Origin of the sequence: Maritimibacter harenae (genome assembly GCF_009882975.1) — a bacterium.
In the GTDB taxonomy this organism is placed as follows: Bacteria; Pseudomonadota; Alphaproteobacteria; order Rhodobacterales; family Rhodobacteraceae; genus Maritimibacter; species Maritimibacter harenae.
The window spans coordinates 65799-79474 of sequence record NZ_WTUX01000002.1; the positions used below are offsets into that span (position 1 = coordinate 65799).

Annotated in this window: 13 protein-coding genes; 6 read left to right on the forward strand and 7 right to left on the reverse strand. The window is 66.8% G+C overall.

Translation table 11 applies throughout. From position 1 onward, the window contains the following. Window positions 1–16: 16 nt before the first annotated feature. The 3 genes from GQE99_RS00420 to GQE99_RS00430 all read right to left on the reverse strand — a co-directional run bounded on the left by GQE99_RS00420 (window position 17) and on the right by GQE99_RS00430 (window position 2306). A complete protein-coding gene (locus tag GQE99_RS00420) occupies window positions 17–466 on the reverse strand; it encodes an OsmC family protein (RefSeq protein ID WP_161349614.1) in 450 nt (149 codons plus the stop codon). Next, window positions 459–1649: a glycine cleavage T C-terminal barrel domain-containing protein gene (locus GQE99_RS00425; RefSeq protein ID WP_161349615.1), complete on the reverse strand. Its 1191-nt coding sequence runs from the start codon at window positions 1647–1649 to the stop codon at window positions 459–461. The genes GQE99_RS00420 and GQE99_RS00425 overlap by 8 nt, the downstream gene beginning before the upstream one ends. A gap of 162 nt (window positions 1650–1811) precedes the next feature. Continuing rightward, complete coding sequence (locus tag GQE99_RS00430; RefSeq protein ID WP_161349616.1) at window positions 1812–2306, reverse strand: Lrp/AsnC family transcriptional regulator; 495 nt, start codon at window positions 2304–2306, stop codon at window positions 1812–1814. 254 nt (window positions 2307–2560) lie between these two features. Here GQE99_RS00430 and GQE99_RS00435 point away from each other — a divergent pair, with 254 nt between their 5' ends. From GQE99_RS00435 to GQE99_RS00445, 3 genes are read left to right on the forward strand one after another with little or no spacing between them, the layout of a single operon-like run. Then, window positions 2561–3529 (forward strand): NAD(P)-dependent oxidoreductase, encoded by a 969-nt coding sequence (locus GQE99_RS00435; RefSeq protein ID WP_161349617.1) that lies wholly within the window; start codon window positions 2561–2563, stop codon window positions 3527–3529. Window positions 3530–3534: 5 nt separating this feature from the next. Then, on the forward strand, window positions 3535–4287 hold the full coding sequence (locus tag GQE99_RS00440; RefSeq protein ID WP_161349618.1) for a class II aldolase and adducin N-terminal domain-containing protein: 753 nt from the start codon (window positions 3535–3537) through the stop codon (window positions 4285–4287). 22 nt (window positions 4288–4309) lie between these two features. Then, window positions 4310–5455, forward strand: a complete 1146-nt coding sequence (locus GQE99_RS00445) for a TauD/TfdA family dioxygenase (protein ID WP_161349619.1) — start codon at window positions 4310–4312, stop codon at window positions 5453–5455. A 76-nt stretch (window positions 5456–5531) separates the two neighbouring features. Here GQE99_RS00445 and GQE99_RS00450 read toward each other — a convergent pair whose 3' ends face one another. The 3 genes from GQE99_RS00450 to GQE99_RS00460 are packed head-to-tail and all read right to left on the reverse strand — an operon-like array spanning window position 5532 to window position 9836. Beyond that, on the reverse strand, window positions 5532–6962 hold the full coding sequence (locus GQE99_RS00450) for an aldehyde dehydrogenase family protein (RefSeq protein WP_161349620.1): 1431 nt from the start codon (window positions 6960–6962) through the stop codon (window positions 5532–5534). Between the two features lie 17 nt (window positions 6963–6979). After that, on the reverse strand, window positions 6980–8188 hold the full coding sequence (locus tag GQE99_RS00455; RefSeq protein WP_161349621.1) for a mandelate racemase/muconate lactonizing enzyme family protein: 1209 nt from the start codon (window positions 8186–8188) through the stop codon (window positions 6980–6982). Next, window positions 8178–9836 (reverse strand): GMC family oxidoreductase, encoded by a 1659-nt coding sequence (locus GQE99_RS00460; RefSeq protein WP_161349622.1) that lies wholly within the window; start codon window positions 9834–9836, stop codon window positions 8178–8180. Before GQE99_RS00460 ends, GQE99_RS00455 begins: the two co-directional genes overlap by 11 nt. A gap of 180 nt (window positions 9837–10016) precedes the next feature. Between GQE99_RS00460 and GQE99_RS00465 the strand changes: the two genes are divergently transcribed. Further along, entirely contained in the window at window positions 10017–10898 is an 882-nt protein-coding gene (locus GQE99_RS00465; RefSeq protein WP_161349623.1) for a LysR substrate-binding domain-containing protein, read from the forward strand. A gap of 17 nt (window positions 10899–10915) precedes the next feature. Here GQE99_RS00465 and GQE99_RS00470 read toward each other — a convergent pair whose 3' ends face one another. Then, window positions 10916–11899 (reverse strand): LysR family transcriptional regulator, encoded by a 984-nt coding sequence (locus GQE99_RS00470; RefSeq protein WP_161349624.1) that lies wholly within the window; start codon window positions 11897–11899, stop codon window positions 10916–10918. 140 nt (window positions 11900–12039) lie between these two features. On the opposite strand from GQE99_RS00470, the gene GQE99_RS00475 reads away from it, so the two are divergent. After that, the gene (locus GQE99_RS00475) at window positions 12040–12816 is read left to right on the forward strand and encodes a transporter substrate-binding domain-containing protein (RefSeq protein WP_161349625.1); all 777 of its coding nucleotides are present in this window, start codon (window positions 12040–12042) and stop codon (window positions 12814–12816) included. A gap of 67 nt (window positions 12817–12883) precedes the next feature. Further along, window positions 12884–13675 carry a creatininase family protein gene (locus GQE99_RS00480; RefSeq protein WP_161349626.1) on the forward strand — a complete coding sequence of 264 codons (792 nt, stop codon included), beginning with the start codon at window positions 12884–12886 and terminating at the stop codon, window positions 13673–13675. Window position 13676: the final 1 nt, after the last annotated feature.

The following is a 13676-nucleotide window of genomic DNA, read 5'->3' on the forward strand; positions in this document are numbered from 1 at the left end:
GCTCCCCTCCGGGGGATCAGTTGACGTTGATTTCCACGCTGTCGGCCAGCGTGTTGGCGATGAAGCAGTAGCGGTGTGCGCGGTGCTGCATCTCGTCCAGCTTCTCGGGCTCGACGCTGAACCCTGTGTCGAAACGCACGACCGGGTTGAGGTCGATCCGCGTGACCGACATCTGCCCCTTGGCGTTCTTGCCCAGGTGCGCCTCGGCGTAGTCATGGTAGCTGGCGACCGGCCAGCCGGCCTTGGCGCAGAGCGCGAGGAAGGTCATCATGTGGCAGCTGGACAGCGATGCGGCCAGCGCCTGCTCGGGGTTGGTGTGGTCGGGATCGCCGCCCCAGTCGGGGGCGGCGTCCACCTGCACTTCGTGTGCGCGGTTGTAGTGCACTGCGTGGGCGTTGGAGTACTGGCCCGTTTCCAGGGCCGGCGCGGTGCGTTGCCAGTGCAGCTCGATCGCGAGATCAGACATTGAAAGGGCCTCGCGCCTGGACCTGAACGGGCTGGGCCACGGCGTCCGAGGCCAGTTTCTTGCGCGGATCGAAGAACGGCCGCTCCACCACGGTCGCCGTCGTCTCGCCCGAATGCTTCCAGACGTGCAGTTCGGTGCCCAGCTCGGCCGCCTCGAGCGAAACCATCGCGAGCGCGATGTTCTTCTTCAGGCGCGGCGAATAGACGGCCGAGGTCACCTTGCCGACGGTCTCGCCGTCCCGGGTGATCGTCCAGAACGTGGTGTTCGGGCGAGCCATCGGGTCGCCGTCGACGATCAGGCCCACCTGCTTGCGCGTGATCCCGTTGTCGCGGATGCGCTGCAGGGCGAACTTGCCGATGAAGTCGGCGTCCATGTCCAGGTCGACCAGCCGGTCGAGGCCCAGCTCGTAGGGGTTCGTGTCGCCATCGGCGTCGGCGTGGTAGGACAGCATCCCGCCCTCGATCCGGCGGATGGTCGAGGTGTGGCCGGGCTTGAGCCCCATCGGCAGGCCCACGGCCATGATCCGCTCCCACAGCGCGTCGCCGAAGTTGGAGTCGCGCAGGTAGATTTCATAGCCCAGCTCGCTCGACCAACCGGTGCGGGAGACGACCAGCGGGATACCGTCGAGCTCGGTCTCGATGAGCCAGAAGTAGCGCAGGTCGAGGATCTCGTCGCCGAAGAGCGCCTGCATGATCTCACCCGATTTCGGGCCCTGGAGCTGCAACGGCGAGACGTCGGGCTCGGTGATCGACACGTTCAGCCCCGAATGCACCGCCACGCCCTGCGCCCAGAGCAGGATGTCGCTGTCGGCCAGCGACAGCCAGAAGTGGTCCTCGGCCAGCTTGAGCAGGATGGGATCGTTCAGGATGCCGCCCTGGGCATTGGTGATCAGGACGTACTTGCACTGGCCGACCGCCATCTTGGACAGGTTGCGCGGCGTCAGCATCTGGACGAACTGCGCCGCGTCGGGGCCGGTGATCTCGACCTGGCGTTCAACGCCCACGTCGCACAGGATCGCGTCGTTCACCAGGTTCCAGAAGTTCTGTTCCGGGTCGCCGAAATCGCGCGGGATGTACATGTGGTTGTATACCGAGAAGCCTTGCGCGCCCCAGCGCACGGTGGCGTCGAAATACGGCGATTTGCGGATTTGCGTGCCAAAGCCGAAGTCTTGAATCTGCATCATGGTCTCCACCCTGATCTGCGCTCCGGGCGCGGCCCGTCGACGCGTTGTGTCCTGCGCCGGGTGTAACGCTCATCAATTGAACACGTGGCCTAAAGGTTGGCCGTTCCGGAGACTGCTTGGGCTCGATTTCGGACGTTTCACGGTCCGATTGGACCTGTTTGGTCAGCGCCCGGTCTGAGAGACCAGTTTCGCGAGATTCGGCTGCTCCGCCTTGATCAGGCGCGTGGCGAAGTAGGTCATGTAGCGGTCGATCGACAGGTCCGCCGACAACACGTCGTCCATCAGGGCCTGGAAGGACGACAGGCTGGGGGTGACGACCGTCATCACGTAGTCGATTCCGCCGCCGGTCGCGACGCAGTTGATGATCTCGTCGATCGACTTGATGTGGGCCTCGAACCTGTCGAAGTCGATCTTGCGGTGGTGGGTGAGCGACACCGTCACCACGACCCGCGTCGCGTCGATCACGCGCTCGAGCGCGATGTCGGCGTGATAGCCGCGGATGTAGCCCGCTTCGCGCAACCGGGTGAGCCGTTGCCAGCAGGGTGTTGCGGACAGGCAGACGATCTCGGCCAGCTTGGTCTTGCTGAGCTGGCCATGTTTCTGGACGGCACTGAGAATGCGAATGTCGGTCGGATCCAGCCCTTTACGGTCCCGCATGTCTTTATGCCTTCGATACGCGTCGATACGCAGCCCGACCCCCTGCAAGCCGCGGTCTGCCCACATCTTATGCGACCAGCCCGGCCAGAAAAAAGGTGGATTTGCGACATGTGGCAGCGGGAGAGCGTCACGCCGCTCATGCCCGGCCCTCGGTTCAACGAGATCGGCCCCTGAGCGTTCAAATCCATCGTTACGCGGATCGCGGGAATCTTGGCACCCTGTCGGCAATAGTCATCGACGCATCGGAGATCATCATGGAAGTCGGGTTCATCGGCCTGGGAAACGTGGGCGGCAAGCTGGCGGGAAGCCTTCTGCGCAACGGGATTTCGCTGACGGTCTCGGACCTCAAGCCGGACCTGGTCGTGGATTTCACCGCGCGCGGGGCGCAGGTGGCCGAAAGCACCGCGGCCCTGATGCGCGACTGCGATGTGGTGATCACCTGCCTGCCGTCGCCCGCGGCCTCCGCCGCCGTGATGAACGAAATGCTGCCCGAGGTGCGCCCGGGCAAGATCTGGCTCGAGATGTCGACCACGGACGAAGCCGAGATCCGGCGCCTTGCCGCGCTGGTCGAGGAGAAGGGCGGCACCGCCGTCGACTGCCCCGTCTCCGGCGGCTGCCACCGGGCCGACACGGGCAACATCTCGATCTTCGCGGGCTGTGACCGCGCGACCTTCGAGCAGGTCCTGCCGCTCCTGACCCGCCTGGGACGCCGCGTGCTGCATACCGGGCCCGTCGGCACCGCGTCGACGCTGAAGGTGATGACCAACTACCTCGCCACGGCGAACCTTCTGACCTGCTGCGAGGCGCTGGTGACGATGAAGGCCGCGGGCATGGACCTGGCCACCACCTACGAGGCGATGAAGATCTCCTCGGGCACGAGCTTCGTGCACGAGACGGAGAGCCAGCTCATCCTCAACGGCTCGCGCGACGTGAGCTTCACGATGGACCTGATCCTGAAGGACATCGGCCTGTTCCAGGAGATCGCCGAGCGCAACGACGTGCCGCTGGAACTGTCACCGATGGTCATCGACATCATGAAGGACGGCCAGAAGCGGTACGGCGAGCGCGCCAACACGGACGACATCATCCGCCGGCTCGAGGAGGCCACGGGGCTGTCGATCCTGGCCGATGGCTTCCCGGCCGAGCTGGTCGACGACGAGCCGGAAGAACCGGGCTACGAAGTCTTTCCACCGGGGGCCGAGCGTCCCGTCGCCGCGGAGTGAGTGCCATGAGTTTCGACGACCGGCAGAACATGACCCACTGGGAGGCGCGCACGGACCTGGCGGCCGCCTTCCGCTGGACCGCGCGCCTGAACATGCACGAAGCGGTGGCAAACCACTTCAGCCTCGCGGTCAACGAGGACGGCACGCAGTTTCTCATCAACCCGAACCAGGCGCATTTCTCGCGCATCCGCGCATCGGAGCTCTTGTTGCTCGATGCCAACGACCCCGAGGCGCTCGACCGGCCCGACGCGCCGGACCCGACGGCCTGGGGGCTTCACGGCTCGATCCACCGGCGCTGCCCGCACGCGCGCTGCGTGATGCATGCCCATTCGATCTTCGCGACCGTGCTTGCCTCGCTCGCCGACAGCACGCTGCCGCCGATCGACCAGAACACGGCGACCTTCTTCAACCGCGTGGTGATCGACGAGAGTTTCGGGGGGCTGGCCTTCGAGGAAGAGGGAGAGCGCTGCGCCGCGATGCTCTGCGACCCGGCCAAGAAGGTCATGGTCATGGGCAATCACGGCGTGCTCGTGCTGGGCGACAGCGTCGCCGATGCGTTCAACCGGCTCTACTACTTCGAGCGCGCGGCCGAGACCTATGTCCGCGCGCTCCAGACCGGCCAGCCCTTGCGGGTGATCCCGGACGACATCGCCGAGAAGACCGCGCGCGAGCTCGAGGATTACCCGGGGCAGGCCGAGGCCCACCTGGCCGCGATCCGCCGCATCCTCGACCACGAAGCTTCCGATTACGCCACCTGATCTTCCGCCACGGAGCGAGACCATGACCCAGATCACCCTGACCGATACCGGCATGACCGTGCCGCTCGCGGCCGGCGAGACCTATTTCAACTATTGCTGGCTGCGCGACGCGTGCCCCAGCTGCATCGATCCGCAGACCCGCGAACGCATCTTCGACGTGGCCTCGCTCCCCGCGCTGCCGCGCGCCGGATCCGCGCGGATCGAGGGCGACGAGCTGGTCGTCGACTGGCAGACGGAACCGCAGGTCAGCCGCATTCCCCTGGCGCTGCTCGAGACCTTCGCCGCGCGCGGCCGCGCCGAGGACCCCGCCGACGTGCCACGCACCCTTTGGCATGGCGGCCATGCCCCTGACTTCCTGCGCGTTTCGCAGGAGGCCGTTCAGAACGACCCCGGGGCCCGGGCGCAGCTGACGCGCGCCCTGATCGCGGACGGGATCGCCATCGTCACCGGCATGGACCCGGACGAGGGCAGCCTGCCACGCCTGGTCGAAGCCATCGGGCCGATCACGCCCTCGGCCGAGGGGCTCTTCTTTGACGTGCGGGTCGAGATCGCGCCGACCAACCTGGCGTTCACCGCCGGGCCGCTGGAAATGCACACGGACCTGCCGGGCGAAGAGGCCGCGCCTGGTGTCCAGTTCCTCCATTGCCTCGAGAACACGGTCGAGGGCGGCCAATCGCTGTTCCTGGACGGCGCTGCCGTGGCCGAGGCGTTGCGCGAGGAGGACCCCGAGGCGTTCCGGCTGCTCGCCGACAACAAGATCCCGTTCTTCTATCGCCACGATGACTGGGATTACCGCGCCCATCAGCGGGTGATCGAGACCGATCCGGAAGGCCGGGTGACGGGCGTGACCATCTCCCAGCACCTGCAGGACGCGATGGACCTGCCGCAGCATCTGCTCGACAGCTACTACCCGGCCTTCGTCAAGTTCCTGAAGATGATGCAGGAGGACCGCTTCGTCGTGCGCTTCCGGTCGGAGGCGGGCAATTGCGTGGTCTTCGACAACCACCGCATCGTGCACGGGCGCGAGGGCTATGTCGCCGACAGCGGCAAACGCCACCTGCGGGGCTGCTACACGGACCGGGGCGCCCTGCGCAGCACCTACCGCGTGCTGGCAAAGCAGGGTCATACCGGGCTGGCGCGCGCGGCGGAGAGCCTGCAAAGCGCCTGATCCCACGTAACATGAAGAAAGCCCTGCATCGCTTTGGGAATGCAGGGATTTTCATGTTCTTTGCGGGGCGCGTGCGTCAGGCCACGAAGGGCGCGCGCACCTTGATCTCCTGGTAGTCTTCCAGCCCGAAGACGCCGCCCTCGCGCCCGTTGCCGGACTTCTTGTAGCCGCCGAACGGCGAGCCATAGTCGGTGACGCGCCCGTTGATGGCGATGACGCCGGCGCGCAGGCGGTCGGCCACGCGGCGTGCGCGTGTTTCATCCCCCGTCTGCACGTAGGCGGCGAGGCCGTATTGCGTGTCGTTGGCGATCGCGATCGCCTCGTCCTCCGTGTCGAAGGGGATCATGACCAGCACCGGGCCGAAGATCTCCTCGCGCGCGATCTTCATGTCGTTGTGGACATCCGCGAAGATCGTGGGGCGCACGTACCAGCCCTGGTCGAACCCCTCGGGCTTGCCCGGGCCGCCGGCCAGGAGCGTCGCGCCCTCGTCGATGCCGGCACGGATCATCGCCTGCACGCGGTCATACTGGATCTCGTCGAAGAGCGGGCCGATGTGATCGCCTTCCTCGGTCGGGTCGCCCACCTTCTGGGCCTCGGCCGCCTGGCGGGCGAGCTCGAGCGCGCGGTCGTAGCAGGACCGTTCGACGAGCATGCGCGTGGGCGCATCGCAGGACTGGCCCGTGTTGTCGAAACACAGGGCGACGCTCTCGGCGATCCGGGTTTCGAGGTCGCAGTCGGCGAAGACGAGATTGGGCGACTTGCCCCCCAGTTCCAGCGTCACGCGCTTGATGCCCGGGGCGGCGGCGCGCGACACTTCGGTGCCCGCGCGCGTCGATCCGGTGAACGAGACCATGTCCACGCCGGGGTGTGCGGAGATCGCGGCGCCCACGGTGGGCCCGTCGCCGTGGACGAGGTTGAAGACGCCGGCCGGGTAGCCCGCCTCGTGCACGATCTCGGCATAGATGTTGGCCGACAGCGGCGTGTGCTCGGACGGCTTCAGCACGCAGGTCGCGCCGGTGGCCAGCGCCGGGATCACCTTGAGCGCGATCTGGTTGATCGGCCAGTTCCAGGGCGTGATCATCCCGACGACCCCGACCGGTTCGCGGGTCACGATGTCACCGTTCGACAGGATTTCCTCTTCGGCCTGCTCTTCCAGCGCCTCGATGAAGGCGACGAGGTGCCCGATGCCGCTTTCGGCCTGCACATCGTGGGCCATCGTGGCGGGCGCGCCCATCTCGGCAGTGATCGCGCGGGCAAGGTCGCCCTGGCGGCGGCGCGTGACCTCGAGCAGCTTGCGCAGAAGGGCGAGGCGCTCGTCCTTGCCGGTGCGCGAGAAGCTTTCGAAGGCCTCCCGGGCGGCAGTGACCGCGCGATCCACGTCCGTGGCGTTGCCCAGTGCCAGCGTGCCGATCCGGCTGTCGTCGGCCGGGTTCTTGATGGGCATGGTCTTCGTGCTGTCCGGCGTCACCCATGCGCCACCGATATAGAATGTGTCGAGCGTATGCATCGCGGTCCTCTCGATCGTCAGGGGGTCACCGGCTGCGTCGCCATCGTCAGGTGCAGCTCGGTATCGGTATAGGGCGATGCGGCGATGGCCGCGTCGTCGAGTTCCACGCCAAGACCGGGCGCGTCGGAGGGCACGACATGCCCGTCCTCCCACGTGATGCCGGTCTTCAGGCAGGACATGTAGGGGCCGTCGAACGTGCCGATGCTTTCGAGGATCAGGAAGTTCGGGCTGCAAGCGGCGACCTGGATGTTGGCCGCGGCGACCACGGGGCCGCAGTAGAGATGCGGCGCGATCTGGGCCGAGCGCGTTTCGGCCATCCCCGCGATCTTCTTGGCTTCCAGAAGACCGCCCACGCGGCCCAGGTTCATCTGCAGGATCGACGCGCCGCCCGCCTCCAGCAGGCGGGCGAATTCATGCTTGGTGCACAGCCGTTCGCCCGCGGCCACCGGGATCGAGGTGAAGCGCGCGACCTCGGCCATGTCGGCGGGGTTTTCCGGCGGGATCGGCTCTTCGAACCACAGCGGATCATAGGGCTCGATCCGGCGTGCCATGCGTTTCGCCCCCGAGACCGTGAACTGCCCGTGCGTGCCGAACAGAAGGTCCGCACGGTCGCCCACCGCTTCGCGGATGCGTTTGCAGAAGAGTTCCGAGCGGCTCAGGTCCGCCATGCGCGGCTGGTGGCCGTCATGGACGGAGAACGGCCCGGCCGGGTCGAATTTCACCGCCGTGAAGCCCTTGTCGACCATCTGCGCCGCGACCTCGGCGGCGAGGTCGGGATCGTCGTAGACGCTGGGCGCGCCCGGTTCGGGGTAGACGTCGCCCTCGGGCGGGTAGAGATAGGTGTAGCTGCGCAGGCGGTCATGCACCTTGCCGCCCAGCAACTGGTGGACCGGCTGGTCGGCGGCCTTGCCGATGATGTCCCAGCAGGCCATTTCGAGGCCGCTCAGCACGCCCATGACCGTGACGTCGGGCCGCTGCGTGAAACCCGCGCCGTAGCTCTGGCGCCACAGACGCTCGACGTGGTGCGGGTCGGCGCCCTCGAACTGGCGCGTGAACATGTCCACCGCCATCGCGGCGACCAGATCGGGGCCGAAGGTGGCATTGTAGATCTCGCCCACCCCGGTGATCCCGCAGGCCGTGGTGAGCCGGACGAAGATGAAGTAGCGCCCGCCGTGGCGGGGGGGCGGGTTGCCGAAGACGAAGGTTTCGATCCGGTCAAGGCGCATGGGCGATCCTCCTGTCGTGGGTGCCGGTGGCGGCATCCTCAAGGATCATCTCGGCGGCGCGCGTTGCAAGCATCATGGTGGGCGCGTTCGTGTTGCCCGAGGTCACGGCCGGAAAGGCGGAGGCATCGACCACCCGCAGCCCCGCGACCCCGTGCACCTTCAGCCGCGCGTCCAGCACCGAGTCGTCCGGCCCGTGTCCCATGCGGCAGGTCGACGTTGGGTGGAAGACCGTGGAGGCGCGCTCGCGGAAGTCCTGCATCAGCGTGTCCGGGTCCGCGATGTCCGGGGCAGGGACCAGCCGGCCTTCCGTGACCTCCGCCAGGGCCGGGGCGGCGGCCAGGCGGTCGATGATCGCCATTGCGCGGCGCGCACCCGCGCGGTCGTGCGCGGTCGTGAGCGAATTGGCCCGGATCAGAGGTGCCTCGGACGGGTCGGCGGAGCGGATCGCGATCTCGCCCCGGCTCGTGGGGCGGCAGAGCTGCGCGCTGATGAGGTAGCCCGGCTCGCGGTCCAGCACCGGGCGACCGTCCGGACCGCTGCCGTAGGACATCGGGTTGCAGTAGATCTGCATGTCGGGGCGCGAGACACCCTCTTTGCTGCGCACGTATCCACCGACCTGGTTGACCGGCACGCCCAGCGGCCCACGGCGCGCCAGCAGGTAGTGCGCGCCCGCAAGCAGCCGCGCCGGTCTGCGCCCGAGAATGTTGTTCAGTGTCGGGGTCGTGGCCCGGAAAACGTGGGAAATGGCGAGGTGATCCTGAAGCCCGCGCCCGACCTCCGGAAGGTGGTGGCGGACATCCAGTCCGAGCCCGCGCAGAAGGCCCCCGTCGCCGATCCCGGATAGTTGTAGCAGTTTGGGCGAATTGACGGCCCCGGCGCTGAGGATCACCTCGCGCCCGGCCGTGACCTCGAAGCCCTCGCCCCCTTGGCGGCAGCGCAGACCCGTCGCCCGCTTGCCGTCGAACGTCACCCGCTCGACCAGGACGCCCGTCATCACGCGCAGGTTGGGACGGCGGCGCGCGGGGGCGAGGAAGGCATCCGCCGCCGACCAGCGCATCCCTCGGCTGACCGTGCTGCGGTAGTAGCCCACTGCTTCGCCCGTGGTGGTGCTGAGATCCTCGCAGCAGGCCCAGCCGCACGCCCGGGCGGCGGCGAGGAAGCGGGCGGAGAACGGGTTCATCTGGTCTTCGAGGTCGCTCACACACACCGGCCCCGCGCCGCGTACGCGCGGCGTGCCGTCGCTCCCCCGCTCCAGGTGGCGTTCCATCGCCTCGAAGGCCGAGCGCACGTCACGCCACGCCCAGCCGGTCGCACCCGCGTCGCGCCAGCCGTCGAAATCCTCCGGCAGTCCGCGCATGTAGGTCATGGCGTTGATCGAGCTCGACCCGCCGATCACCCGACCGCGCGGCCAGTAGACCCGGCGCCCGTTCAGGCCCGCATCCGGCTCCGCGTGGTAGCTCCAGTTCAGGCGCGGGTTGGCGAAATTGACGCCGTAGCCGATCGGGACCTTGATCCAGAACCGCCTGTCGGACCCGCCGGCCTCGATCAGCAGGACGCGCGTGCGGCCGTCACGGGTCAGGCGTTCGGCCAGCGCGCAACCGGCCGATCCGGCCCCGACGACGATGTAGTCATAACTGGCGTCGCTCATCCCGCGCGTGGTCCTTCCGATACCCACCGTTTGTGGGCGCAAACGTCCCCGGGGCACAAACAACCGATGTTGCGCCACAGGGGTCGTTCATTTTGACGGTGGTGCCCTCCACATCGGCGCGACTGTCTGTATTCTGGGCGCAGTCCCGTTCACCCATCCGCGCAAGACCGAAGGTGCCCCATGCGACTGCCTCACGTGACATGGCTCAGAGCGTTCGAAGCGGCGGCGCGCCACAGCAGCTTCTCGGATGCCGCGATGGAACTGGGGCTCACGCCGGCGGCGGTCAGCCAGCAGATCCGCCTTCTCGAGCAGCACCTGGGCACGCCCCTGTTTCGCAGGCTGCCGCGCGGCGTCGTTCTGACGGACATGGGGCAGGCCTACGCGCTGCCGGTGCGCAAGTCGTTCTCTGAGATGCAGGAGGCGACCGACGGGCTCTTCACCGTCGACCGCAAGCGCAAGATCCGCGTGCGCGCCTCGATCAGCTACGCAACGCTCGTGCTGGCGCCACGCCTGAAGGCCTTCCACGACCTTCACCCCGATATCGAGATCGCGCTCTCGACCGCCGTCTGGTCCGACAGGATGGATCACGAGACGATCGACGTCGACATCCGCTATGGCACCGGCCACTGGAACGAGGCCGACATCTGGAAGATCGGCGACGAGGTGGCGACGCTCGTGTGCCATCCCGATCACCTGCGGTCCTTCGGGCCCGAGCCGCGCATCCGCGACGTGCTTTCCGCGGGGGTCGTTCCCGTGCTCGGCTCCGAGATCGAGTGGCGGCGGCTGTCCGACCGGTTCGACCTGGACTGCCCGGAGCCGCCCGTCTGGCTGACCGCGGATTCCTCGTTGATCGCGCTTCAGTCGGTGTCGGCCGGGTTCGGCACGGCGCTGATCCACGAAAGCTTCTCGAAGGCGTTCCTGGACCGCGGGGACCTGGTATCGCCTTTCGCGTGCAGCTTGCCGATCCGGGAGGCCTATTACTTCGTGATGCGCGAGGGCTTGGGCCTGCGCGACGAGATCGAGGCGTTCCGCGCCTGGCTCCTGGACGACACGCCGCAATAGGCCCGTCCGCATCCGGCTCAGGCCGGCGGGTAGGGTGCCCCGGATTTGCCGTAGGTGCGCTCGTCGATGCCGATCCGGGTCAGCGCGGCCTCGCAGGCGTTCAGGAAGGCGGTTTCCGCGTTGGACTGGCGGCGCGACGGGTTCGTGACGAGGTAGATCGTGACCATCGGCAGTTCGTCGTAGGGCGGCAGCTGCCGGATGTGCCCGGCCTGCTCATCGCGCTCGGCGACATGAAGGGGCAGGGCGCCGATCCCGATGTTGGACATGATCATCCGCCGGATCTCGTTCAGGCTGGAGGAGACGCCGCGCCAGCTGTTGGCGAGCCCCGCCCGCGCCCTGAGCCGCGAAATGGCTTCGAGCGGCCCACCCTCGGCCTCGGTCTGGAAGGCCACGAAGGGCTCGCCCGCGATGTCCTTCAGGGTGATTTCCTCGGCGTCGAACAGGGGGTGGCGGGCGCCGCAGTAGAGCCCGAAGAACTCCCGGTAGAGCACCATCGTCTCGAGGTTCGGGGGCTTCTCCGACAACAGGCAGATTCCGAAGCTCGCGCGGTTCTGCGAGATCATGGTCACCACGTCGTCGCTTTCGGTCACGGCGAAGGAATAGGTGACGTGGGGATGGGTCTTCGAGAAGTCGCTCAGGATGTCGTCGAAGTGCCTGGACATCACCGCGCTTGTCGTCACGATCGACAGGTGCCCGCGCAGCGCCCCTTGGTCGGCGTCGATCAACGAGGGCAGCTGCGAGATCGTTCCGAAGATCCGCGCGCATTCTGCGTAAAGCGCCTGTCCGGACCGGGTGACGATGAACTCGTTGGGCTTGCGGATGATGAGTTGCTTTCCGGTCGAAGCCTCGAGCCGTTTCAGCGCGGCCGAGACCGTCGGCTGCTTCAGTCCGAGCGAGGCGGCGGCCTTGGATATGCCGCGCTGATCGACGATCACCATGAAGGTGCGCAGCAGGTTCCAGTCGAGATTCCAGGGGAAGCGTTGCTGTCGAGGCAGGTTCATAGATGAGGTCTATATCCAGAGTAGGTTATATTTATTTGCGCAATACATTGCGTCTGTGCAAGCCTTTTCGCGAGCGGGACCAATCCGCCGAATTTCCCGGGCAACGCTCCCGATCCATGACCAACAGGAGAGAGATCAATATGACTGTTCGCCGAACCATCCTGAAATCCATGCTTGCCGCAGCCGGCTTTGCGGCGCTTGGCCTGACGGCCGCGAACGCCGATGAACTGGCCGACCTCAAGGAAGAGGGCGTCATCCGCATCGCGATGTCGGGGGCCTATCCTCCGTTCAACTTCGTGAACGACCAGAACGAGGTCGTCGGCTTCGACCCGGCCATCGGCAAGGAGATCGCCAAGCGCATGGGGCTGGAGGCGGAGATCGTCACCACCGCGTGGGACGGCATCATCGGCGGGCTGCTGGCCAACAAGTACGACGCCATCGTGGGTTCGATGTCGATCACGGAAGAGCGTGACGAGGTCGTGGATTTCGTCGGCCCCTACTACACCACCAAGCGCGCCATCTTCACCAAACCGGACAGCGGCATCACCTCGATCGACCAGGTCGAAGGCGTGCAGGTCGGCGTGACGCTGGGCGAGACGCACGAGGATTGGGCGCGTGACCGCGGCTACAAGGTGCGCACCTACAAGGGCCTGCCGGAGTTGCTGCTCGAGCTCGAGAACGGCCGTGTCGACGTGATCGTCAACGACTCCATCGCCGCGATCCTGGCGATGAAGGAAAACGGCTACGAATACACGATGATCGACGATTTCGAGACCGAGGTGATCGGCGCCGGCATCGCGATCCGCGAGGGCAACCCCGAGCTGGGCGCGGCCATGCAGGAGGCGCTCGACTCGATGATGGAAGACGGCACCTACCTCGAGATCGCCAACGAATGGGTCGGCGGCGACATCCGCTGATCTCTCGCAAAAACAACAACGAAGAGCCCGCCGGTCCGACCGGCGGGCCGCACAAGCTGGCGAATTCATGAAAACGAACTACGGAAAACTCACCTGGGAAGAGGTGCGTGACGCGGACAAGGACCGGGTGGTCATCCTCAACGTCTCGGCGACCGAGGACCACGGGCCGCACATGCCGCTCGACACCGACACGGTGCTGGGCATGGCGGTGGCCAACGGCGTGGCCGAGGCCGCGCCCGACGAGGTCCTGGTGATGCCGCCGATCTCCTATGGCTTCAACGAGCACCACAAGGACTTTCCCGGGGTCATCTGGATCCAGCCCGAGACGCTGATCGCCTTCGTGACGGACGTGACCCATTCGCTCGCCCATCACGGCTTCCGCCGGATCCTGCTCCTGAATTCGCACGGCTCGAATCACCCCGTGCTCGACCTCGCCGCGCGCAAGACCGTCATCCGCGACGAGATCATCTGCGTGTCGGCCTCCTACTGGAACCTCTGCGCCGACCGGATCAACGAGCACCGGAAATCCGAGATCGGGGGCATCGCGCACGCGGGCGAATTCGAAGCCGCGATGTACAAGCATCTCGAGCCCGAGAACGTGAACCTCGAAAAGTCGGCCAACCAGAACCTGCACGATCCCGACAGCCGGTTCTTCAACCTCGACCTCGCGCGCGGGGGCGGGAAGGCCATGCTCATGCGCTGGTGGTCCGAGGTCTCGCCCGACGGGACGATGGGCGACCCGACCGTCGCGGACGCGGAAACCGGCGAGAAATTCCTTGCGGCCGCCGTCGAAGAGACGACGGCGCTCGTGCGCGAAATCCGCGCGCTTCCCATTCTCGAACGCACCGACCACCACTAGG

Coding starts and splice junctions, on each gene's coding strand:
- GQE99_RS00420 (WP_161349614.1), bottom strand. CDS start 466: ATGTCTGATCTCGCGATCGAGCTGCACTGGCAACGCACCGCGCCGGCC.
- GQE99_RS00425 (WP_161349615.1), bottom strand. CDS start 1,649: ATGATGCAGATTCAAGACTTCGGCTTTGGCACGCAAATCCGCAAATCG.
- GQE99_RS00430 (WP_161349616.1), bottom strand. CDS start 2,306: ATGCGGGACCGTAAAGGGCTGGATCCGACCGACATTCGCATTCTCAGT.
- GQE99_RS00435 (WP_161349617.1), top strand. CDS start 2,561: ATGGAAGTCGGGTTCATCGGCCTGGGAAACGTGGGCGGCAAGCTGGCG.
- GQE99_RS00440 (WP_161349618.1), top strand. CDS start 3,535: ATGAGTTTCGACGACCGGCAGAACATGACCCACTGGGAGGCGCGCACG.
- GQE99_RS00445 (WP_161349619.1), top strand. CDS start 4,310: ATGACCCAGATCACCCTGACCGATACCGGCATGACCGTGCCGCTCGCG.
- GQE99_RS00450 (WP_161349620.1), bottom strand. CDS start 6,962: ATGCATACGCTCGACACATTCTATATCGGTGGCGCATGGGTGACGCCG.
- GQE99_RS00455 (WP_161349621.1), bottom strand. CDS start 8,188: ATGCGCCTTGACCGGATCGAAACCTTCGTCTTCGGCAACCCGCCCCCC.
- GQE99_RS00460 (WP_161349622.1), bottom strand. CDS start 9,836: ATGAGCGACGCCAGTTATGACTACATCGTCGTCGGGGCCGGATCGGCC.
- GQE99_RS00465 (WP_161349623.1), top strand. CDS start 10,017: ATGCGACTGCCTCACGTGACATGGCTCAGAGCGTTCGAAGCGGCGGCG.
- GQE99_RS00470 (WP_161349624.1), bottom strand. CDS start 11,899: ATGAACCTGCCTCGACAGCAACGCTTCCCCTGGAATCTCGACTGGAAC.
- GQE99_RS00475 (WP_161349625.1), top strand. CDS start 12,040: ATGACTGTTCGCCGAACCATCCTGAAATCCATGCTTGCCGCAGCCGGC.
- GQE99_RS00480 (WP_161349626.1), top strand. CDS start 12,884: ATGAAAACGAACTACGGAAAACTCACCTGGGAAGAGGTGCGTGACGCG.